The 20,116-nt window shown below is 68.1% G+C and carries 24 protein-coding genes; 11 read left to right on the plus strand and 13 right to left on the minus strand.

Annotated features, from left to right (window positions below; genetic code table 11):
• Positions 1 to 46 precede the first annotated feature (46 nt).
• The 5 genes from DW307_RS02975 to DW307_RS02995 form a co-directional block, all read right to left on the minus strand.
• Positions 47 to 799, minus strand: a complete 753-nt coding sequence (locus tag DW307_RS02975) for an SDR family NAD(P)-dependent oxidoreductase (RefSeq protein ID WP_029265225.1) — start codon at positions 797 to 799, stop codon at positions 47 to 49.
• A gap of 269 nt (positions 800 to 1,068) precedes the next feature.
• Complete coding sequence (locus tag DW307_RS02980) at positions 1,069 to 2,454, minus strand: formylglycine-generating enzyme family protein (protein WP_136023885.1); 1,386 nt, start codon at positions 2,452 to 2,454, stop codon at positions 1,069 to 1,071.
• Between the two features lie 208 nt (positions 2,455 to 2,662).
• On the minus strand, positions 2,663 to 3,898 hold the full coding sequence (locus tag DW307_RS02985; RefSeq protein WP_136023886.1) for an RNA polymerase sigma factor: 1,236 nt from the start codon (positions 3,896 to 3,898) through the stop codon (positions 2,663 to 2,665).
• Positions 3,895 to 4,263, minus strand: a complete 369-nt coding sequence (locus tag DW307_RS02990) for a YciI family protein (RefSeq protein ID WP_136023887.1) — start codon at positions 4,261 to 4,263, stop codon at positions 3,895 to 3,897. The genes DW307_RS02985 and DW307_RS02990 overlap by 4 nt, the downstream gene beginning before the upstream one ends.
• Before the next feature lie 4 nt (positions 4,264 to 4,267).
• A complete protein-coding gene (locus tag DW307_RS02995; protein WP_240750466.1) occupies positions 4,268 to 4,966 on the minus strand; it encodes a DUF998 domain-containing protein in 699 nt (232 codons plus the stop codon).
• A gap of 168 nt (positions 4,967 to 5,134) precedes the next feature.
• On the opposite strand from DW307_RS02995, the gene DW307_RS03000 reads away from it, so the two are divergent.
• From DW307_RS03000 to DW307_RS03025, 6 genes are all read left to right on the plus strand, one after another.
• The gene (locus tag DW307_RS03000) at positions 5,135 to 5,614 is read left to right on the plus strand and encodes a hypothetical protein (RefSeq protein ID WP_136023888.1); all 480 of its coding nucleotides are present in this window, start codon (positions 5,135 to 5,137) and stop codon (positions 5,612 to 5,614) included.
• A 32-nt stretch (positions 5,615 to 5,646) separates the two neighbouring features.
• On the plus strand, positions 5,647 to 6,489 hold the full coding sequence (locus DW307_RS03005; RefSeq protein WP_136023889.1) for an alpha/beta fold hydrolase: 843 nt from the start codon (positions 5,647 to 5,649) through the stop codon (positions 6,487 to 6,489).
• A gap of 34 nt (positions 6,490 to 6,523) precedes the next feature.
• Complete coding sequence (locus tag DW307_RS03010; RefSeq protein ID WP_136023890.1) at positions 6,524 to 6,841, plus strand: metalloregulator ArsR/SmtB family transcription factor; 318 nt, start codon at positions 6,524 to 6,526, stop codon at positions 6,839 to 6,841.
• 11 nt (positions 6,842 to 6,852) lie between these two features.
• Positions 6,853 to 7,242 (plus strand): ArsR/SmtB family transcription factor, encoded by a 390-nt coding sequence (locus tag DW307_RS03015; RefSeq protein WP_021198403.1) that lies wholly within the window; start codon positions 6,853 to 6,855, stop codon positions 7,240 to 7,242.
• A gap of 2 nt (positions 7,243 to 7,244) precedes the next feature.
• Positions 7,245 to 8,222, plus strand: a complete 978-nt coding sequence (locus tag DW307_RS03020; RefSeq protein WP_021198402.1) for an SRPBCC family protein — start codon at positions 7,245 to 7,247, stop codon at positions 8,220 to 8,222.
• A 163-nt stretch (positions 8,223 to 8,385) separates the two neighbouring features.
• Positions 8,386 to 9,738, plus strand: a complete 1,353-nt coding sequence (locus DW307_RS03025; RefSeq protein ID WP_136023891.1) for a flavin monoamine oxidase family protein — start codon at positions 8,386 to 8,388, stop codon at positions 9,736 to 9,738.
• On the opposite strand, the gene DW307_RS03030 is transcribed toward DW307_RS03025, so the two are convergent.
• The 8 genes from DW307_RS03030 to DW307_RS03065 form a co-directional block, all read right to left on the minus strand.
• Positions 9,729 to 10,454 (minus strand): Pr6Pr family membrane protein, encoded by a 726-nt coding sequence (locus DW307_RS03030; protein ID WP_021198400.1) that lies wholly within the window; start codon positions 10,452 to 10,454, stop codon positions 9,729 to 9,731. The two genes, DW307_RS03025 and DW307_RS03030, sit on opposite strands and share 10 nt — an antisense overlap.
• 92 nt (positions 10,455 to 10,546) lie before the next feature.
• A complete protein-coding gene (locus tag DW307_RS03035) occupies positions 10,547 to 10,936 on the minus strand; it encodes a DoxX family protein (protein WP_021198399.1) in 390 nt (129 codons plus the stop codon).
• A gap of 29 nt (positions 10,937 to 10,965) precedes the next feature.
• Positions 10,966 to 11,727: a ribonuclease H family protein gene (locus DW307_RS03040; RefSeq protein ID WP_029260130.1), complete on the minus strand. Its 762-nt coding sequence runs from the start codon at positions 11,725 to 11,727 to the stop codon at positions 10,966 to 10,968.
• A 58-nt stretch (positions 11,728 to 11,785) separates the two neighbouring features.
• Positions 11,786 to 12,046: a hypothetical protein gene (locus tag DW307_RS03045; protein WP_136023892.1), complete on the minus strand. Its 261-nt coding sequence runs from the start codon at positions 12,044 to 12,046 to the stop codon at positions 11,786 to 11,788.
• 95 nt (positions 12,047 to 12,141) lie between these two features.
• The gene (locus DW307_RS03050; protein ID WP_136023893.1) at positions 12,142 to 12,477 is read right to left on the minus strand and encodes a hypothetical protein; all 336 of its coding nucleotides are present in this window, start codon (positions 12,475 to 12,477) and stop codon (positions 12,142 to 12,144) included.
• A 64-nt stretch (positions 12,478 to 12,541) separates the two neighbouring features.
• Complete coding sequence (locus DW307_RS03055; protein WP_136023894.1) at positions 12,542 to 12,847, minus strand: protealysin inhibitor emfourin; 306 nt, start codon at positions 12,845 to 12,847, stop codon at positions 12,542 to 12,544.
• Positions 12,822 to 13,892, minus strand: a complete 1,071-nt coding sequence (locus DW307_RS03060; RefSeq protein WP_136023895.1) for a M4 family metallopeptidase — start codon at positions 13,890 to 13,892, stop codon at positions 12,822 to 12,824. Before DW307_RS03060 ends, DW307_RS03055 begins: the two co-directional genes overlap by 26 nt.
• 180 nt (positions 13,893 to 14,072) lie before the next feature.
• Positions 14,073 to 14,516 carry a hypothetical protein gene (locus DW307_RS03065; protein WP_029260126.1) on the minus strand — a complete coding sequence of 148 codons (444 nt, stop codon included), beginning with the start codon at positions 14,514 to 14,516 and terminating at the stop codon, positions 14,073 to 14,075.
• A 163-nt stretch (positions 14,517 to 14,679) separates the two neighbouring features.
• On the opposite strand from DW307_RS03065, the gene DW307_RS03070 reads away from it, so the two are divergent.
• From DW307_RS03070 to DW307_RS03090, 5 genes are read left to right on the plus strand one after another with little or no spacing between them, the layout of a single operon-like run.
• Entirely contained in the window at positions 14,680 to 15,996 is a 1,317-nt protein-coding gene (locus DW307_RS03070) for an ABC transporter substrate-binding protein (protein WP_136023896.1), read from the plus strand.
• 2 nt (positions 15,997 to 15,998) lie between these two features.
• Positions 15,999 to 16,961, plus strand: a complete 963-nt coding sequence (locus DW307_RS03075; protein ID WP_136023897.1) for a carbohydrate ABC transporter permease — start codon at positions 15,999 to 16,001, stop codon at positions 16,959 to 16,961.
• On the plus strand, positions 16,958 to 17,902 hold the full coding sequence (locus DW307_RS03080; protein WP_081860178.1) for a carbohydrate ABC transporter permease: 945 nt from the start codon (positions 16,958 to 16,960) through the stop codon (positions 17,900 to 17,902). The genes DW307_RS03075 and DW307_RS03080 overlap by 4 nt, the downstream gene beginning before the upstream one ends.
• A complete protein-coding gene (locus tag DW307_RS03085) occupies positions 17,902 to 19,536 on the plus strand; it encodes an amylo-alpha-1,6-glucosidase (protein ID WP_136023898.1) in 1,635 nt (544 codons plus the stop codon). The genes DW307_RS03080 and DW307_RS03085 overlap by 1 nt, the downstream gene beginning before the upstream one ends.
• A gap of 48 nt (positions 19,537 to 19,584) precedes the next feature.
• Positions 19,585 to 20,094: a GNAT family N-acetyltransferase gene (locus DW307_RS03090; protein ID WP_136023899.1), complete on the plus strand. Its 510-nt coding sequence runs from the start codon at positions 19,585 to 19,587 to the stop codon at positions 20,092 to 20,094.
• The last annotated feature ends 22 nt before the right edge of the window (positions 20,095 to 20,116 follow it).

Below are 20,116 nucleotides of genomic sequence, written 5' to 3' on the forward strand. Positions count from 1 at the left end.
GCTCGGCCATCGAGAATCGGGTCCCGATGGCCGAGCGTCGATTCTGTCAGAGGGCGGTGTATCCGCCGTCGACGAGGTGGTAGCTGCCGGTGATGAAGCTCGCCGCATCGCTGGCGAGGAAGGCGATGAGGTTCGCGACCTCGTCGGCCTGGCCCAGGCGTCCGATCGGGTGCTTGCTCACGAGGAAGTCCTTCGCCTCGTCGCCCATGTTCGCGAGCAGCGGGGTGTCGATGAAACCGGGGCCCACGGAGTTCACGCGCACGCCCTTGGCGGAGTACTCGAGCGCCGCCGACTTGGTCATGCCGACCACGCCGTGCTTGGCGGTGACGTAGGCGGGGGAGCCGGCGAAGCCGACGCTGCCGAGGATCGAGGCGATGTTCACGACCGAGCCGCCGCCGTTCGCGAGGATCGAGGGGATCTGTGCCTTCATGTTGCGGAAGACCGCGTTGAGGTTGATCGCGATGACCTTGTCCCACGCCTCGTCCTCGTACTCGGCCGTCGGAGCGCTGGCGCCGCCGATGCCCGCGTTGTTGACGCCGATGCGCAAGGGAGCGAGCGAGTTGGCGAGTTCGATGGAAGAAGCGATCCAGGCCGCATCCGTCGCATCGCCGACTGAAGCCTCTGCCGTGCCGCCGGCAGCGCGGATCTCTTCGACGACCGCGTTCGCGTGCTCCGCGTTCAGGTCGTTCACGACGACGGATGCGCCGTTCTTCGCCAGCAGGAGAGCGGTCGAGCGTCCGATTCCGCTGCCTGCTCCCGTCACGATCGCCGAGCGGTTCGAGACGTCGTACTGAGCCACGAGTGACTCCACTTCCGGGCGGGCGCGGTGCCGGGAGATCTTCTCGGACGGTCCGTCCTTCACTCCAGCCTACGCCTCAAAATGTGGAGTGGATTCACGTGAATGGATGTCGGCGACGCGAGGCCGCCGGCACCAGCGGACTCTGCCGGAGCAGGCGAGCCCGACGAGCCTGGCCGCGGCGGTCGTTGGTCGCGCCCGTCGCGACGGAGCGTCCTCGACCGATCGGCGAGGACGCTCCGCGGCATGTGGTGGACGGTCTTCGTCGCCGTTCAGAGCACGCGCACGAGGCGGAATCCGAACATGTTGGTCGCGGTCTCCGACGAGTAGTAGGCACTGCGATAGTCCAGTCGCAGATTCTGGGGCTGATAGTTCCACGCGCCCCCACGCACGACGGGGAACGGTACTCCGCCGTCATGCGGGCTCCCGTCGTTCGCTGCGGCGGAGAGATCCTGTACCCAGTCGTCCGCGACGAATTCACGCGCGTTCCCGGTCACGTCGTACAGCCCGTACCCGTTGGGCGCGAAGCTCGCCACCGGCGCGGTGTACGGGTAGCCGTCATCGACGCCGGTGCTGTCCCAGCCGAATCCGTTGGTCTCCTTCGACGAGAGGTCGAAGCTGTTCGCGTACTCGTTCACGCGAGAGAGGTCGTCACCCCAGTAGAACGTCGTGGTCGCACCGCCACGCGCCGCCCACTCCCATTCATCTTCGCTGGGGAGTCGATAGGTTTCCCCCGTCTTCGCACTGAGCCATGACGCGTATGCGTTCGCATCTTCACGCGTGATCGCGACGACGGGAGAATCGGCCGTCTGGGGGAATCCAGGATTCAGGTAGTCCAGCGCAGCGTTGAACTGCATGGCGGAAGGATCCTGCGGGTTCCACCATCGAGCTCCACCGCGAGGACGATACTTCGTCTCTTTGACGAACGCACTGAACTGACCGACCGTCACCTCGGTCGTGCCGAAGGCGAGTGCCTCACTGATCGTGACGTCGCGCTGGGGCGTCTCGAAGTCACGCCGGTTCTCCGGGACGTTCCAGATCTGCTGTTCCTCGGCTGTCGCCCCCGCAACGTAGTCGCCCTTCGGCACCACGACCATCTCCGGGAGGCCGGGAAGATCGCGGAACACCGTGCCCGGCTGCGTCTGAGCGCTGACATCGGCGCGCGATCCTTCCACTCGCGCCGGGCGGGTCTTGTCGCGCTTCTTCAGAGAGTCGTCCATCGAGGCCACGCGGTACTGCCATTCCGCCACCGAACCCTGAAGGAACATCACGGAATCGAGCACGCCCGGCTGGTATCCGGGCTGCGTGGCGAGATCGAGCAGATAGGTGGATTCCACCTGAAGCCGCTCCAACGCCGTCTTGAAGCTCTCGTACTGCGGGATCCTCGAGCGATCTTCGTCCAGAGCGAGGATCGCTTCGTTCACGGCCGGAACGACGGCGCCATAGGTGGTCTTCGCGTCGGATCGCCACACCAGCGAGTCCTCGAGATCGTCGAGTGCGCGATGGGCGGCATCTGCTCCACCGCGACCCATCGGGGATTGGGCGAAGACCGGCGTGGTCGAGGTGGCGACGAGACCCAGCGTCAGAGCGACCGCGGCGGAGACCCGCACCGCCGTCGTGGAACCCTGCGTCGGCCCGGAATCAATATTACGTAACATGTTAAGTGTTCCATTCTGTTGATCGGGGAGTATACCCACCCCGTCTATGGCGCGAGAGTGCAGCCTGGCGACTTCTAGCGGGAACAGATGGAGACGACACCGAATGTCACTCGGTTGAGCGAGTCTGGCCTCTCCGACTGCGATTCATCGAGACACATTTCTGATCCCGATGCCGTGCCAGTGCACGGAGTGCTGTACCGAGGCGGCGTCAGCCGCCGAGGGCCTTCCGGGAGAGGTAGCGGGATTCGGGTTCGTTCGTCGTCATCTCGGCGGCGGCGAGAAAGTCCTCTCTCGCCTTCGGATCCCCCTCCGCTTCGCGCAGGTGTGCGCGGATCGCGTGGGCACGGTGCCGGGTCAAGGGATGCTGGAGCAGCCCGTGGTCGCGATCCAGTTCCTCGAGCAGGGCGATGGCCCGCGCGGGTCCGAAGGCGTGTGCCACGGCGACGACTCGTGCGAGCCTGACGGGTCCGCTGGGTTCGACCTGTTCGAGCGCCAGGTAGAGAGCCGCGACCTGTGTCCAGTCGGTCTGCTCGGCGAGGGGCGCGGAGGCATGGACGGCGGCGATCGCGGCCTGCAGCCGGTACGTGCCCACGTTCCCTCGAGACCACGCTGCACGGATGAGGTCTGATCCCTCCCTGATGGATTCCTGGTCCCATCGCGTGCGGTCCTGGTCCTGGAGCGGGATAAGGTCACCGTTCGAGGTGGAGCGCGTCGCGCGTCGCGAATCGATCAGCAGCATGAGGGCGAGAAGGCCCGTCGGCTCCGGATCACCGGGGACGAGTTCGTGAAGGAGCCGCGCGAGCCGGATCGCCTCACCCGTCAGGTCGGTTCGGGTGAGCTCTGTGCCGGTCGTCACGGTGTACCCCTCGTTGAAGACCAGGTACAGCACCCGCATGACCGCGGAGAGGCGGCTGGGGAAGTCGTCATCGGACGTGAACTCGAATCGGGCACCGCTCTTGCGGATCTGCTGCTTTGCGCGGCTGATCCGCACGGCCATCGTCTGCTCCGTCACCCCGTAGGCGTGCGCGATCTCCGCGGTGGTCAACCCGCCCACGGCACGCAGGGTCAACGCGATGCGGGAGGCGGACGACAGGGAGGGATGGCAGCACAGCAACAGGAGGTTCAAGCTGTCGTCGTGTTCGGCCAGGGTCAGGTGCGACGAGGGCGGGTTCGGCTCAGAAGCCACGTACTGCTCTTCGCGGCGACGGTCAGCCGACTCGGCGCGCAGCGTGTCGATCATGCGGCGGTAGGCGACGCGGATCAGCCAGGATCGGGGCTGATCGGGGATCGCGTCCGGACGCCACTGCCGGCTTGCGGCGAGCAGCGCGTCCTGTGTGGCTTCCTCGGCGATGTCGAAGTGACCGAAGCGACGCACCAGAGCCCCGAGGACCTGCGGCGCCTCCGTGCGCAGCAGGTCCTCGATGGCATCAGGCCGGGCAGTCACGCGAAGTCGTCACCCATGATGGGACGGATCTCCATCGGCTCGCCGAGCATGTCGACCATACGTGCGACGATGTCCCGCGCACGCTCCACGCCCGACACCTCGATGACGGCGAACGATGCGAGGACCTCCTTGAGCTCGGCGAACGGACCGTCGGTCATGACGATTCCTCCGTCGACCTTGCGGACGGTCGTCGACATGGCCGGGTGCCCGAGCCCTTCGGTGCTGACGAACTCCCCGCTGGCACGCAACTCGGCTTCGAACTTCTGATACGCGGCGAACGCGGCAAGCGCGTCCTCGGTGGGGGCATCCGCGGTGGCGGCGTCCCAACTGCTGCTCGGCGTGTAGCCGAGAATGAGGAACTTCACGATCTCATCTCCTCGAGTCGGTGGGAGTCCAGGCTAGCGAGGCCCGCGACGAGCACAGCAGGGAGACCGCCGTCGCGGTGCACCATCCGAAGGCGAAGAGTCCCGTGACCGCCACTTGGATGCTCGCGATGTCCGGAACGACAGGAGCGAGGAGGGCGATCGCCACGATGCCGCTCCCGATCGCTGCGGCCACACGCCGTTCGCGGATGGCGCGGATGAGCGCGACGATGGCTGCCACCGCCAGGGCGGTGAACGCGAGGATCGCCGCCGCCATGTGCACGACAGCAGCCGCCGTGGGCTCGGCCGCGGGGCCGTCGGCGGCCCCGAGCGGGAAGCCGTTCGCGGGGTCTTGCGGGAAGAGACCGGCGGCGATGAACCCCACTCCGCTGATCGCGACGAGGACCGGGATGGCGGCGCGGCCGAGGCCGACGGTCACGGCCCTTCGATGACCGAGCGCCAGACAGATCAGACCCAGTCCCGCCAGGACGAAGGTGAGGATCTGGATCCAGCCGAGGTCTCCCGTGGAGAGCTGGCTGATCGGGTGGAGGCGGATATCGAAGCCGGGACGCGTCAGCATCTGCGCGAGAGCGGAGGCATAGAACAGCGGCCCGGCGGCCGCCCCCGCGAGCAGGAGGCGTCGGGTCGAACGAGGCAGGGTGCGGACCTCGCTGTGTGCGAGGCGTGGGGCTGAGTTCGTGGTCACGGTGTCCTCCTCGGTGGATTGGGTGTTTCTTCACGGGTACGTCGGAGCCATGCGGCAGGTCTTGACATCGTGTCGCCAGCGAGTTCGCGCGCAGATGTCAATCCGCGGCGCTCGGCTCCGAGGTTTCTGAAGATGCGGCCCGCCAGGCGGCAGACGAAAGGACACCTGATGAACGAGAACCTGCAGAACAACTTCACCGCCGAGCAGATCGACGCGTACGGTCTCGGTGAGGCCCCCACTCCCAGCATCACCGTGACAGCACTCGACCGGCTCGTCGGCGAATGGACGGTCACGGGTGGCGCGGAAGGCGTCATCCGGTACGAGTGGATGGGCGGACGATTCTTCCTGCTCCAGCACGTCGAGCTCGAACAGTTCGGCCAGACGATCACCGGCATCGAGGTCATCGGCCAGCTGCACCCGTTCGGTGAGCCCGCCGGTACCGATGTCGTCTCCCGGTTCTACGACTCGATGGGCAACACGCTCGACTACGTCTACGAGCTGGAGGGAGACACGCTGACCATCTGGGCGGGCTCGAAGGGGAGTCCTGCCTACTTCTCCGGCACGTTCAGTGACGACGATCGTGTGCTCGACGGCGCCTGGGTGTACCCCGGCGACGGCGGCTATCCGTCAACCATGACTCGCCGTTGACCCGGTCACGTTTCGAAGAGAGCGGAACCAGCATGCCGAAGAAGTCCTCCTCCGATCGCTCGCTGCACCAGGTCATCTCTGCGGATGGCACGGAGATCTCGTATGAACGGCACGGGGAGGGGCGGGTCCTCATCCTGGTCGCGCAGGCCCTCTCCGATCTCCGGGACAATCGTCGCCTCGCCGGGCTGCTCGCCGACGGCCACACGGTCGTGAATCACGACCGTCGTGGCCGCGGTGGCAGCGGCGACGCCGGAGCATGGAGCGTGGCTCGCGAGATCGAAGACATCGAGGCGCTCGTCGACGCCCATGGCGGCAGGGCGTCACTTCTCGGCGCCTCATCCGGCGCGGTTCTCGCATTGGATGCTGCCGCCGCTCTTCCCGACAAGGTCGAGGCCGTCATCGCCTTCGAGCCGCCGGTGATCGTGGACGATCGCCGCGCCCCCGTCCCCCGTGACCTCGCCGACCGTCTCGGGAAGCTCGTCGATGAGGGGAGGGGATCAGACGCGGTTCGCGAGTTCACCCGCGTCGCCCTGGGTGCATCCCCGCTCATGATCGGTGCGATGCGCCTCATGATCGGCCCGTGGCGGAACATGGTCGCGATGGCGAGGACGACGGTCTACGACACGCGTCTCTGCGCGGGCCTGCAGGACGGAACGTCTCTCACCGGCGAGCGGTGGAGCGGGCTCCGGGCGCCTTCCCTCGTGCTCGTCGGGAGCAAGAGTGAACCGTTCGTGCAGAGTGGCACCCGGGAGCTTTCGTCGCTGATCGGGGCCCGCTCCGAGTCGATCGAAGGGGCGCATCACGCGACGCCGATGATGAAGCCGGCCGCGCTGATCCCGTCCATCGTGTCGTTCCTCGGCGAGGTGCGCTCTTGATCGCCACCGGTGCTGAGCCCGTCGCAAAGGGTCGATGTCCGTGATTCCCGACGGGCTCAGCCCCGGAGACGCGGACAGGGTCTTCCGAGCGCTGGGCGATGCCACACGTCGCGACATCCTCGCACGCACGGTTCTCGAGAAGCAGTCGGTGACGGAGCTCGCGCGCCGCTACGACATGAGTCATACGGCGGTGCAGAAGCATGTCGCCGTGCTTGAACGTGCGGGACTCATCGTCAGGCACGCGCGTGGGCGGGAGCGCGTCGTGCGCGCAGACCGGGAGAGGATCCGGAGTGCGTCTCGGGTTCTTCGTAATCTGGGCGGCCCCCTTGACACACCCGCTCCGCGGGCATAACGTACAACCAAATGGTTGCACAAAGAGAACTGAGCGAAGCGGAGGTCGACCGTGTCTTCCACGCACTGGCGACGTCGACCCGGCGCGACATCCTGCGCCGGACGATCGAGCGTGAGCAGTCGGTCTCGACCCTCGCCTCCGAATACGAGATGTCGTTCGCCGCGGTGCAGAAGCACGTCGCCGTGCTCGAGGCCGCAAACCTCATCGTCAAGCGCGCCGAGGGACGCGAGCGGCTCGTTCGCGCGAACCCGGAGATGATCGCCCGCGCCAGGGCGCTCCTCGCCCGATACGAAGAGCTGTGGCGGTCGCGCATCGCCCGGCTCGACGACCTGCTGGCCGAGACGCCTCGGCCCAGCTCATCCGACACCAGCGACACCACGAAGAACGAACAAGGAGACTGAACATGCCTGTCACCGACGTCACCACCGACGCTGAGAACCTGACCATGACCGTGGTCGCCGATTTCGCGGCCCCCATCGACCGCGTCTGGAGCGCGTACTCCGACCCGCGTCAGCTCGAGCGGTTCTGGGGTCCTCCCGGATGGCCGGCCACCTTCACCGCCTGGGACCACACCGTCGGAGGGCGTGCCGTCTACTCGATGAACGGTCCGCGCGGCGAGAAGTCGTCGGGTGCGTGGGAATTCGTATCGATCGACGCGCCGCACGGCTTCGAGGTCATCGACTCGTTCGTCGATGAGGAGGGAAAGCCGCTCGACGGATTCCCCGCACAGCGGATGTCGTTCTCGTTCGAGCCCACCGCCGAGGGCACCCGTATGGTGACCACGAGCCATTTCGACTCCGTCGACGCGCTCGAGCAGGTCGTCGAGATGGGCCAGGTCGAAGGCATCAAGATGGCGATGGCGCAGCTCGACACCGTGCTGCAGGATCTCCGCGAGTACGCGCAGGGCAAGGGCACACGGGTGGAACTGCTCGACGACACCCACGTGCGCATCACCCGCCTGGTCGAGGGGCCGCGGGAGCTGGTCTGGCGCGCGCACTTCGAGCCCGAGCTCATCCGCAAGTGGATGCTCGGACCTGACGGCTGGGAGATGACGGAGTGCGTGGCCGCCACCGAGGTGGGCCAGTCGTACCGGAACTCCTGGGCGCCGGTCGGCGACACCGAGGGGCAGCCGTTCGGCTTCGAGGGTGAGGCGCTGCTGATCGACGCCCCGCGCCGGGCGGTCAGCACTGAGCGGATGCAGGGCATGCCCACCGAGACGCTCAACGATCTGAACCTGTATGAGGAGGACGGCGCGACTCTCGTCACGCTGCTCATCGAGTATCCCGACAAGGAGACGCGCGACATGATCCTCGCCACCGGCATGGCCGACGGCATGGAGTCGTCGTTCGCCCGCCTGGAGCGGGAGCTGCTCTCCGTCTGACGCTGCATCTGCGCGCAAGCAGTCGCCGTTTCAGGCGTTCACGCCGGGTCAGGCCGATCTCCCCCCCGAGACGGCCTGACCCGGCGTTTCGGTCTGACCCGGCGAGGCCGAGCATCGAGGCGCCACACCTCCACGCAGGTGTTCGGGATAAGGTGGCGACACGATGAGGATCACGCGCCGCACTCTGCTCCTCGGCGCCGGAGCCGGTGTCGCTTCGGTGCTTCTCGCCTCCTGCACCCCGGAACCGGCACCGACGCCGACGCCCACTCGCACGCGCGAGCCCGAGCCTCCGCCCGGTGTCCCGGCGGCAGCCGGCAGCATCCGCAGCACCTGGACCGCCGATCCGTTCGCGCTCGGCGCCGCCAGCTTCACGCCGGTGGGCGTGCTGGCCGGCACGCGTCTCGCGCTGGGGAAGCCCGTCGACGGGCGCCTGTTCTTCGCGGGGGAGGCGACGGATGAGGATGCTCCCGGAACGGTGCGCGGCGCGATCAGCTCCGGTGCGCGCGCGGCCGAGGAACTCCTGATCCCGGCGACCTCGGGAGAGCGTGTCGCCGTCGTCGGCGCAGGGCTCGCCGGAGCCACCGCTGCCGCTCTGCTCGCCGAGGGAGGGCTGGAGGTGACGGTCTTCGAGGCCAGGGATCGCGTCGGTGGGCGGGTCTACTCCCGCGTCGACGAATCGTGGCCCGTGCCGGTGCAGCTCGGCGCCTGGCTCTTCGGCCCAGACGACGCCGACGTGCTCGACCGGATGAGCGAGGGAGAGGTCGGCGTCGTCGAACTGGCCGGCGAGATCTGGCGCGGACCCGACGGAGCTGTCGACCCGGTCGACCCTCAGCCCTTCGACGCGGCGATCACGACGGCACAGGCCGCGCCCGAAGACTCCTCGGTGGCTGATGCTCTGACCGCCGCCGGAATCGATACCGCCGACCCCGCGACGACTGCGCTGCTCGCGATCCTCGCCGCCCGCACCGGTGCCGGAGCCGACGAACTGTCCAGCTGGTTCGCGCCGCCACTGCCGACAGGCGACCCGAAGGCGGCGACCGGCGACGTCACGCCGTTCATCGAGCAGGCCCTCGACGGCGTCAAGGTGGGGCTCAACTCCCCGGTCGCTCGCCTCGCGTACGACGACTCCGGAGTGAGCGTGCGCCTCGGCACCGGAGAGGCGCTGTCGTTCGACCGCGTGGTCGTGACCGTGCCGCTGGGTGTGCTCCAGGACCGCAGCATCGAGTTCGACCCACCCCTGCCGTTCTCCAACCGCGGTGCGGTGTCGGCGCTCGGCATGGGCGCGATCGAGACCGTGTGGCTGCGGTGGGACGAGCCGTTCTGGGAGAACGAAGAGGCGATCTGGCACGCGGTCGGCGCCGATGTGGTGATCCCGACCTGGATCAACCTGCGACCCGCGACCGGCGAGAACGTGCTCGTGGGCATCGTGGGAGGTGCCGCGGCCGCCGAGTTCGCGAAGCTCGACGAGGACGAGGCCATCGAAGCGGCCCTCGCCTCGCTGGCCCTCTACGTCTGACCGATACGTTCACCGATCGGCGCCTGCTCGGGTGTCGGGGTCTCGGAGCTCGCGTCGACGTCCACGCGCAGTCGTCTCGGCAGCGGCATGCGGCTGACGAGCACGAGGACGGTAGCGACCGCGGCGAAGGTGCCGAGAGCGATCGCCGACGAGAGGATGAACTCCATCGGGCCGCTCACCTGTCGCGGGTCGAGGAAGTAGTACGGGTACCAGCCGATGAGCGGCCCGCGGATCATGGTGGCGACACCCCAGATCACCGGGTAGGCGAGCGTCACCGGAATCACCCGCCAGGGGACGGAGCGGTGTCCGGGGGCCAGCGCCCACGCCGCCACCGTCACGGCGGGGAGCCAGAAGTGCAGCACCTGATCCGACCAGGGGACATCGATGCGGATGCCGCGGATGCCGGCCTGCCAGACCAGGATGGCGAACACGAGTCCGGCGGTGATCGTCCAGGTCAGCACGAGCGCCAGGGCGACCGTGAGCCAGCGCGGATCGCGAGCCGTGCGCAGGGCGATGACCCCCGCGATGCTCAGCAGCACCACGAACGCGATGTTCGACTGGTTGGTCAGATATGCGAAGAAGTTCTGGCTCGCGATGGTGTTCGACGCCAGTCCCCAGGCGAGTCGATGGATGAGTGCGACCAGGCAGACGGCGGCAGCGCCGAGGCGGAGCAGGCCGAAGACGGTGCGGGCCTTCACCGCTGCGTCACCACCCATTCCGTCATCAGCCGAGTCTACGGACCGCAGCTCGGAGGACCCGTCATGCGCGGAGGGTCAGCGTTCTGGTGGTGGAGTGGACGTGGCGTGAGTCAGCGTCGGGGCTCGCGGGTCGACCACAGGGCCAGCGCGACGAGCACGGGCTGGAAGAACAGCCGCACGAAGCGCTTCATGTCCGTGTCGAGCCCGAATCCGTCACGGTGGTGCATCCACTGCGCCACGTTGCCGGGAAACACAGCGACGAAGAACAGGGCGGCGAACGTGCCGACCGCACGTCGACGGCGCCGTGCCAGCAGCAGCGCGGAGCCGAGCGCGACCTCGGCCACGCCCGAGGCGAGCACCGTGGTGTCGGGGTCCAGCGGCAGCGACTCCGGCACCTGCGCCTGGAACTCCTCGCGGGCGATCGTGAGGTGCGAGACACCCGCGAAGACGAGGGAGGCACCGAGGAAGATGCGGCCGATGGTGCGGGCGGGAGTCGACATGGTGCGAGTGTACGCCTCGGTCGCTGCGCTCAGATCAGGCGGCGGAGCGCCTCTTCGAGCGAGACGCCCTGAGCCTCGGCGCGGTCGCGCAGCCGCGCGTGCTCGTCGGACGAGAGCGGGATGCGCAGCTCGATCGGGTCGTCTTCCGGCGCATCCAGGCCGTCGAGGAGATCGGATGCCTCGGCCCACAACGGCTCGGCGACGGCGGACGCAGCGGTCGGGGAGGCGGCGGAGGCCATCGTCGGCGAGGCCGCCCGAGCGGGGGCCGACGAGGGGGCGGAGGCGGCGACCGGCGCCGACGCGGCGACCGCGGCTCCGGCATCCGTGCCGCGGGTGAAGCCCGGTCCTCGACGTGGTTCCTGCTTCGCCTGGTATGCCTTGGCCGCAGCGTTCGCACGTTCGTCGGCGGCCTCGTTCAGCGGGTGCCCCGCGTGCCCCTTGACCCAGGAGAACTCGACGTCACGGCCGCGGATGGCCTCGTCGATGCCCTCCAGCAGGTCGCGGTTGAGCACGGGGCCGCCGTCGGACTTGCGCCAGCCCTTGCGCTTCCAGCCAGGCATCCACTTCGTCACGGAGTCGATCACGTAGCGGCTGTCGCATTCGATCAGCAGTTTCTCGTCGGTGCCCGCCGTCGCGAGCAGCAGTTCGAGCACCGCTCGCAGTTCCCCCTGGTTGTTGGTGCCGTGCGGCGATCCGCCGGCCGCCCAGTTGTCGTCGTCGATGTACCAGGCCCAGCCGTTGGGGCCGGGGTTGCCCAGGGCGGAGCCGTCTGCGGCGGCGGTGATCGTCATCCCTCAACCGTAACGGTGAGCGCGACGTCGCCCTGTCGCGTGAAGGGCGAGCAGCCGGTCAGTCGCCTTCGGGGTCGTCGTCCAGCGGCTCGGCGTCCAGCGGCTCGGCGTCACCGGTCGAGGCGGCCTCGGGGACCGGGGGCGCGACCGGGAACAAGACCGAGCTCAGGTCGCCGCTGGTCTCCGCGCCGAGCCCGATCGACAGTGGATCGACGACGGGCGCGGTGTCGAGGACCTCGGACTCGGAGCGCTCGAGCGGCTCCGAGGGCAGCACCCACTGGTTCTCTTGTTCTTCAGGCTTCTGCTGGAACAGTCCCATGAGTTCCATTGTGAACCCGAGCCGCCGTGAGGAGGCCGGATTCACACGGGATTGATCGGATGCGGCGCCGGTGGTCGTCGCCGACGTCGTGGCTGTCAGGCCGAGGCCGCGCGCCGGAAGGTGAAGTATCCCGAGACGGCGCCGTGATTCACGACGCCCGTTCCGGTGCTCATTACCCGATCGGATGTGGTGGCGCCTGATCCGACGAAGGCGTATCCCGTGTGCTCGAGGCGCCAACCGACCCTCTCGACCTCGCTGAGGAAATAGCCGACGCTCTCGTTCTGGAGGTAGTCGTTCGCCGCCGAACCCCAGGACGACGGGGCACCGGTGAGGCGGCTGACCTCGACGTGCAGGTGCAGGACAGGGTCGCCGCGGGTGTGTGCTTCGCGTGCCGCACCGAGCAGTCGTTCAGCTTCTTCCGTCGTCAGCATGAGCCCCCTCTTCGTGTCGCCGTCGGTAGACGGCTCACCTGAGAGCGTACGTCGACTGACGCCGTCAGGCCGAGGCCGCGCGCACGGCCTCGACGAGTGCCCGCCAAGGGCCTTCGAGCGCGGAGTCGGGCAGTTCGCGCTCGCGCCGCTCGGACGGTGTGCGCGCCTGGATGCTCCACATGAACCGATCGGCGCCGGGTCCGCCGTCCCGCTCCTGATCCCACGGGCAGCGGTCGATCAGATCGATCCACTCCGCCGCTTCGTCAGTGCCGGCTTCCACATGCCACTGACGGCGGATGCCGGCGATGCCGCCGGTGCGCACCACCGCGATCACGACCTGCGCGTCAGTCGGTGGAGGGGACTCGCTCATCCTCATAGACTCCCACGGTCGTCCACGCCCGTCGAGCTGCTGCGGCTGTGGCGGCATCGATGGCCGTGGCCGCGGCGACTGTCGCGTCGGCGAACTGCGTGAAGGTCGCGGTGCTCGACAGGCCGCCGGTGAGAGCGCGGTACCAGACTGTTCCCGCCCGCTCCCAGGCATTGCCGCCGAGGTCGATCGCGAAGAGGGCGAATGCACGGTTGGGGATGCCCGAGTTGATGTGCACCCCGCCGTTGTCTTCGGTGGTGCGGACGAAGCCGCTCATGTGGTCGGGCTGCGGATCGCGGCCGAGCTCATCGTCGTCGTAGGCGGTGCCGGGTGCGATCATCGAGCGCAGCGCCGCGCCCTCGACGGCGTCGGTGAAGATCTCGGCACCGATGAGCCACGTCGCCTGGTCGGCCGTCTGGCTCAGGGCGTACTGCTCGGTCAGGGCGCCGAACACGTCGGCGATCGACTCGTTCAGGGCGCCCGGCTGCCCCTGGTATTCGAGGTTGGCGGTGTGCTGCACCACGCCGTGGGCGAGCTCGTGGCCGATGACGGTGAGCGAGCCGGTGAAGTGCTGGAACACCTCGCCGTCTCCATCGCCGAAGACCATGCGCTCGCCGTCCCAGAAGGCGTTGTCGTAGTCGACGCCGTAGTGCACGGTCGCATCCAGCGGGGCGCCCGCGTCGTCGAGAGAGTTGCGCTCGAACGCGGCCAACAGCATCTCGAACGTGGCGCCGAGGCCGTCGAAGGCCTCATTCACCGCGGTGTCATCGACCGGGGCATCGTCTTCGCCTCGCACGACCGCGCCGGGCAGCTGCTGCGTGTTGCCGGCGTCGCTGATCGTGCGGTTGGGGGCATCGGACAGCTGCGCCACGAGGTCGCCGTTCTCGTCGATCGACAGGTCGATGCGCGCGCGGAAGGGCGGTCGACCGGCGGTCAGCGTCTGTCTCGCAGCTGCGGCGGCCTTGGGGAATCGGCCTGACTCGGCCAGACGCGCGAGCAGGTAAGAGGGGACCACTCCATGACGTTCTCCGGATGCTGTGCTGCTCATGGTGCGACCCTACGCTGGGACGCCGACGTTCGTGTGGCGCGGGCGCGTTGCGGTGAGAACCGCGTCGGGTGGACCCGGCGTGGGGCGGAGTTCTCTGTGTCGGGAGGAGCCGTGCCGCGTGGCTGTCCGCCCGACGCGGAGTTCTCCGCCGCACACGGTGCCTCCTCCCGGCGCGCGCCCTCAGTCGTTCTCGATGCTCAGCACGGTCGTGCGCAGGCCGTCGGACTCGTACTGCACGGGCATGCCCGGGTGGTCGATCGAGAACCAGAAGATGCCGTCGTCGGTGTCGTACCGGCGGCAGGTGAGCGCACCGAGCGGGGTCGTCAGACTCACGGTCGACACGCTCGTCGTGCCGGCGTCGAAGGCGGCATGGCCCTGCAGTTCTGCCCAGGTCACCCGATTCGAGACGACGGCCTTGGGGTCCTCCGCTGCCCAGCGGTCGAGCGTCGCTCCCTCGTCATCGGTGTCGTGGAAGCGGTTGACGTGCTCGCCCATCGGTCCGTCGGGGCCTTCGAGCAGCAGGTGGATCACCATCCCCGTGCCGGTGGCGTCGCGGATCTCGGCGGCGGTGAACGGCGTCGGGAGGAGTCCGGGGCCGAGCAGGTGCGGATCGGGATCGGTCATGAAGACAGTCTGCGCCATGGTCCGGGCCGCACGTCACGGGATGGTCTCGATGGGCAGGTCCGTCGCCCCATTCCTTGACAGGATTGCGTTCTGTATACAGAATACCAATACGCCCGAAGGGGCGATCCCGACCTGATCTTCCAATGATGAAAGAGGTAGCGAGATGGCACGTGCGAACGTGACGCGGTATCTGGCACTGGGTGCCGCCGGCGCTCTGGCACTCGGACTCGCCGCGTGCAGCGGTGGGGGTGGAGGAGGCGGTGGAGGCGTCGACGCCGACGGCAACGCCACCGTCGTCTGGTCGACCTGGGGCACGGCCGACGAGCTCACCCGCTACGAGGAGTTCAACAAGGACTTCATGGAGCGCCACCCCGACATCAAGGTCAAGCTGCAGCCCGTGGCGGACTATGGCGACTACCACTCCAAGCTGCTCGCTCAGCTCACCAGCAACACCGCGCCCGACGTGTTCTACGTGGGCGACGACAAGATCGGCCAGTTCGTCGACTCGAACCGGCTCATGCCGCTGAGCGACCTGATGGACTCGAAGGACAGCAAGACGAAGAAGGATGACTTCTTCCCCGGGCTCTTCGGCGCTGCCGAGAACGACGGCGAGGTGTACGCCGCCCCGAACGACTCGAACCCCGACGTGTTCTGGTACGACAAGCAGGCGCTGGCGGCCGCAGGGATCACGGAGGACCCGGCGACCCTCGCCGAGAACGGCGAGTGGACCACCGACAAGTTCCTGGAGATGAACGAGAAGCTCCACGACGCGGGCCTCACCGGCACCATGTACTGGAACTACTGGGCGACGCACTGGAGCTGGCTCTCGTCGCAGGGCCTCGATGCTCCCTATGACGATTCCGGTGCCTTCGTCGCGAACAACGACGCCGCCACCGTCGAGTCGGTGCAGCAGCTCGGCGACCTGTTCGAGGACGGCACCTTCGTCGTCGCCGACACCCTTCCTGACGGTGCCGGCGCCGACAGCGTGTTCGTCACGCACAAGGCCGGCTTCTTCGTGCAGGGCCGCTACACGATCGGCACGGTCGATGCGACGGGCGAGCAGGACAGCTACGACATCGTGCAGTGGCCGACCCCCGACGGCGAAGCCGCTCCCACCGGCGTGGCGACCAGCTTCCTCGCGATCAACGGCAAGACCAAGGTGAAGGACGCGGCGTTCACGTTCTGGACCGAGTTCCTCTCCGCCGAGGGGCAGACCTTCCGTCTGCAGGGCGGCGGCAATGCGGTCCCCTCGATCAAGGGCGCTGACGAGGTCGTGCTCGAGGACGACTATCCCGCACACGCCCAGACCTTCCTCGACATGCGCGACATCGGGTTCGAGGACTACCCCGCCGAGGCGCGCGTGCCCGGTCTGCCGACCGCCATCGCCGACGAGTTCCTGAAGCTGTACCAGGGCAAGGCCGACGCGCAGGAGACGCTCGACACCATCGCCGACGTGGTCAAGGAACGGTCGGAGAAGTAGGAGTGAGCACTCTCACCGAGAACGGGCGGATGCCGCAGGTCACCCCTGCGGCATCCGCCCCGCCCCTGCGCAAGGAGGCGCTCTGGCGTCGCCGCGACCGGCTGTGGGGGTACGTCTTCGTCGGCCCCCAGATGATCGGCATGTGGCTGTTCGTCGTGCTGCCGTTCGCCGCCAGCCTGGTGCTCGCTTTCGCGGACTGGGACGGGCTGACCGATCTCACCTGGGTGGGTTTCGCCAACTTCGCCGATCAGCTGACCGACCCGCTCCTCGGTCGGGCGATCCTCAACACGCTCATCATCGCGATCGTCACGGTCCCCATCGGCCTCGGCCTCTCGGTGATCGTCGCCGTCGCACTCGAGAAGCTCAAGACGCGCACGCTCTACCTGATCCTGTTCTTCGCCCCGGTCGTGACCTCGACGGTCGCGGTGGCGATGATCTGGCAGCAGATGTTCCGCTCCGACGGGCTGCTGTCCACGACGATCTCGAAGGTCTTCGGGGTCACCCCGCCCGACTGGCTGCAGGACCCGAAGCTGGCCCTCCTCGCCGTCTGCATCGTCACGATCTGGTCGTCGATGGGCCTCAACGTCGTGATCTTCCTCGCCGGATTGCAGAACATCTCACCCTCGGTGATCGAGGCGGCGCGCATCGACGGTGCCGGCCCGTGGCGGCTGTTCACCAGCATCCGCCTGCCGCTGCTCTCCCCGATCGTCTTCTTCTCGTCGGTGGTCGCGTTCATCTCGTCGCTGCAGACGTTCGACACGGTCTATGTGCTGGTGCAGGACGCCGGCCCCGACAACGCGACCCGCACGATCGTCTACCACATCTTCGATCTGGGCTTCGGGCGGTTCGAGTTCGGTCCGTCCAGCGCCGCGAGCATCATCCTGCTCCTGCTCACGCTCGTCATCACCGCGGTGCAGTTCGGCGCGCAGAAGAAGTTCGTCCACTACGAGGATGACCCCGCATGAGCATTCAGACGCCCCCGCTGACCGGCCCTGCTCCGGCCACGGACTCCACCATCGCGATCACTGCGCCCGGCTACCGGTCCCGTGGCCGTGGTGGCCCCGCCGTCGACCGCGCACGCCGCCGGTTCGGTTCGACCCTGCTGCACGTGGTGCTCGTGGTGGCAGGGATCGGCATGGTGTTCCCGTTCATCTGGATGCTGCTGACCTCGTTCAAGACCCTGCCGCAGCTGCTGAAGAACCCGCTGCAGTTCCTCCCGGATCCCTGGACGTTCGACAACTACACCCAGGCCTGGAACGCGGTCCCGTTCGGCCAGGCGTACCTGAACAGCGCGTACATCGCGATCCTCGTGGTGGTCGGCACGCTGCTCACGGCGTCGATGGCGGGATATGCGTTCGCGCGCATCCGGTTCCGCGGCAGCAAGGTGCTCTTCATCGTCTTCCTCGCGACGCAGATGATCCCGAAGCAGGTGACGCTGATCCCCTTCTATCTGCTGATGTCGAACCTCGGCTGGGTGGATTCGCACCTCGCGCTGATCGTCCCCGGCATCATGGCGAACCCGTTCGCGGTGTTCCTGATGCGGCAGTTCGTGCTGGCTCTGCCGCGTGAGCTGGAAGAAGCGGCGATCGTCGACGGTGCCGGTCGCTGGCGCATCTTCTGGAGCGTCGTGCTCCCCAACCTGAAGCCCGGCCTCGCTGCCCTCAGCATCATCGTGGCGCTCGACGTGTGGAACGCCTTCCTGTTCCCGCTCGTGCTGTTGAACTCGCCCGACCTGTTCACCGTTCCCCTGCTGCTGAACGCCTTCGAGGGGCAGCAGGGCTCGATCAACTACGGACTCGTGATGGCGGCCTCGGCGATCGCGACCGTGCCCATGCTGATCGTGTTCGTCATCGGTCAGCGGAAGATCCTCAACAGCATGGCCGCATCGGGACTGGGAGGACGATGATGACGGATGCTGCAGCACTCGCCGGGCGTCGCCTCGACCTCGTCACCGCCCCGTTCACCCTGCCCCGCTCACGGGTGCTCGTGTTCCGCGCGGAGCACGGGGAGGGCGTGCGCGTGCACACCTCGGAGTATGAGCGGCGGCTCTCGGAGTGCCGGGTGCTGGATGCGCTGATCATGGTGGACGCCTCAGGCGAGGCGCGTGCGGTGACCGACGTGCATCCGGCGCGAGTGACGTTCGGCGCTGCTGCGGCGACGCTGACCTTCGCCGATCCGTCGACGCTGAGCCTCGGCGGAGAACCCGGGTCGCGGGTGCGGCTTCGGCGACCGGACGGGAGTGTCGAGGAGCATCCGCTCGGTGACGGTCTTCGCCTCCGCATCGATGCTGACCGCACTGTCACGGTCGAGCCCGGCGACCACGCGGCGGCGCTCGCCGCGACCGAGGCGATCTGGACCGACTGGTTCGCGAAGTGCCCGAGTGTGCGCGGCGACCTGCAGGAGATGACGGCGTTCTGCTGGTGGGTGCTCGGCGCGAACATCGTCGAGCTGCCGTCGCTGGGCGATGCCAGGGCGATCGTGCCGTCGAAGATCGGCTACGTCGGGCTGTGGCAGTGGGATGCGTACTTCATCGCCGTGGGACTGCGACACGGCGACCCGGAGCTCGCGCGCGAGCAGCTCGACATCGCGTTCCGGTTCCCACAGCCCGACGGCCAGCTGCCCGACGTGGTGCACGAGCTCGGAGTGCTCGCGACCAGCGACGACCTGCCCGAGAGCGACCGTGCGAACCTGCGCAGAGCCGGATCGCAGATCGCCGACCCGAGCGCCCCCGTGCCGCTCACCAAACCGCCGCTCGCTGCCTGGGCGCTGCGCAAGGTGCTCGAGGCCGAGGACGCCCCCGACTACGCGCGCCGGCAGTTGACCCGCATCGTCCGCTCGCAGGACTGGTGGTTCGCCGGCAGCGACCTCGACCACGACGGGATGCCGGAGTACGGGCACCCGTACTCCTCCGGGCTCGATGACAGCCCGATCTTCGACGGTCCGCTGCCGACAGCGGCTCCCGACCTGGGTGCGTACCTCGTGCGACAGGACGTGGAGCTCGCGGACCTGCTGACCCGCTATGAACCGGATGCCGACGTCTCGCGGTTGAGGGAACGGGCCGAGAGCACGCAGGAGCGGCTGCTGCGCATGTGGGATCCGGACCTCGGGCAATTCCTCGCGTATGGCGGCGGGGAGCCGCAGCTCAGCGACACCGTCGTCGGGTTGATGCCGCTGCTCACGGGCACGCTGCCGGCGCCGATCGCCGAGGCGCTGCGCCAGGCCGTCGACGACCCCGAGCGCTTCGCCCTGCCCTGGGGGCTGCCGACGGTCGCAGCATCGGATCCCGACTTCTCGGACGAGCGGATGTGGCGCGGACCGGTGTGGGTCAACACGAGCATGCTCATCGCGGAAGGGCTCGAGGCTTCGGGCTACGCCGAGCGGGCGCGGGAGCTGCGGGAGCAGACCGTGGCCCTCGTGATCCACGGCGGCGGTCCGCACGAGTACTTCAACCCGCACACAGGTCGGAAGGCGCGTACGGCGACCACCGCGTTCGGCTGGTCGGCTGCGCTGTTCATCGACCTCGCCGTGCAGCTCAGCTGAGCGCCTTCGGCGTCGTTCCGCCACGCCGGGGCCTGGTTAGCTGATGTGATGCATGAGCCGCTCACGATCACGCTCGAAGACCCGCGCTCACCGGAAGGGCGAGGCGTCCTGGAGGCCTTCTTCGCGGAAGTCATCGGGCGCTACTGGGATCGGCCGGCCACCGCGGCGGAGGTCGAGCAGGAGATGGAGAGCGACCCGAGCGACGACCTCCGGGGCGATACCGGGTTCCTGCTCGTCGTTCGAGACGGCGCCCAGGCGGTCGGCTGCGGAGGCGTTCGATTCGTCGGACCGGGAGCGGGCGAGATCACGCGGGTGTACATCGCCCCCGCCGCGCGCGGGCGTGGTATCGGCCGCTTCCTGATCCACGAACTCGAATCGATGAGTGCCGAGCGCGGTCTGCACACTCTCCGGCTGACCGTGCGTCGCGACCTCGCCGAGGCGCACCGGCTCTACCAGCGACTCGGGTATGAACCGGTCGCGCCGTTCTCCCACTCGCCCTACGCCCACCACCAGTTGGCGAAGAAGCTGGATGCGCCGTTCCTGTCGGGAGATCGATGACGGGCTCCGTCATCGGGAGCGG

Source organism: Microbacterium sp. K27, assembly GCF_004794435.1.
GTDB classification, from domain to species: Bacteria; Actinomycetota; Actinomycetes; order Actinomycetales; family Microbacteriaceae; genus Microbacterium; species Microbacterium maritypicum_A.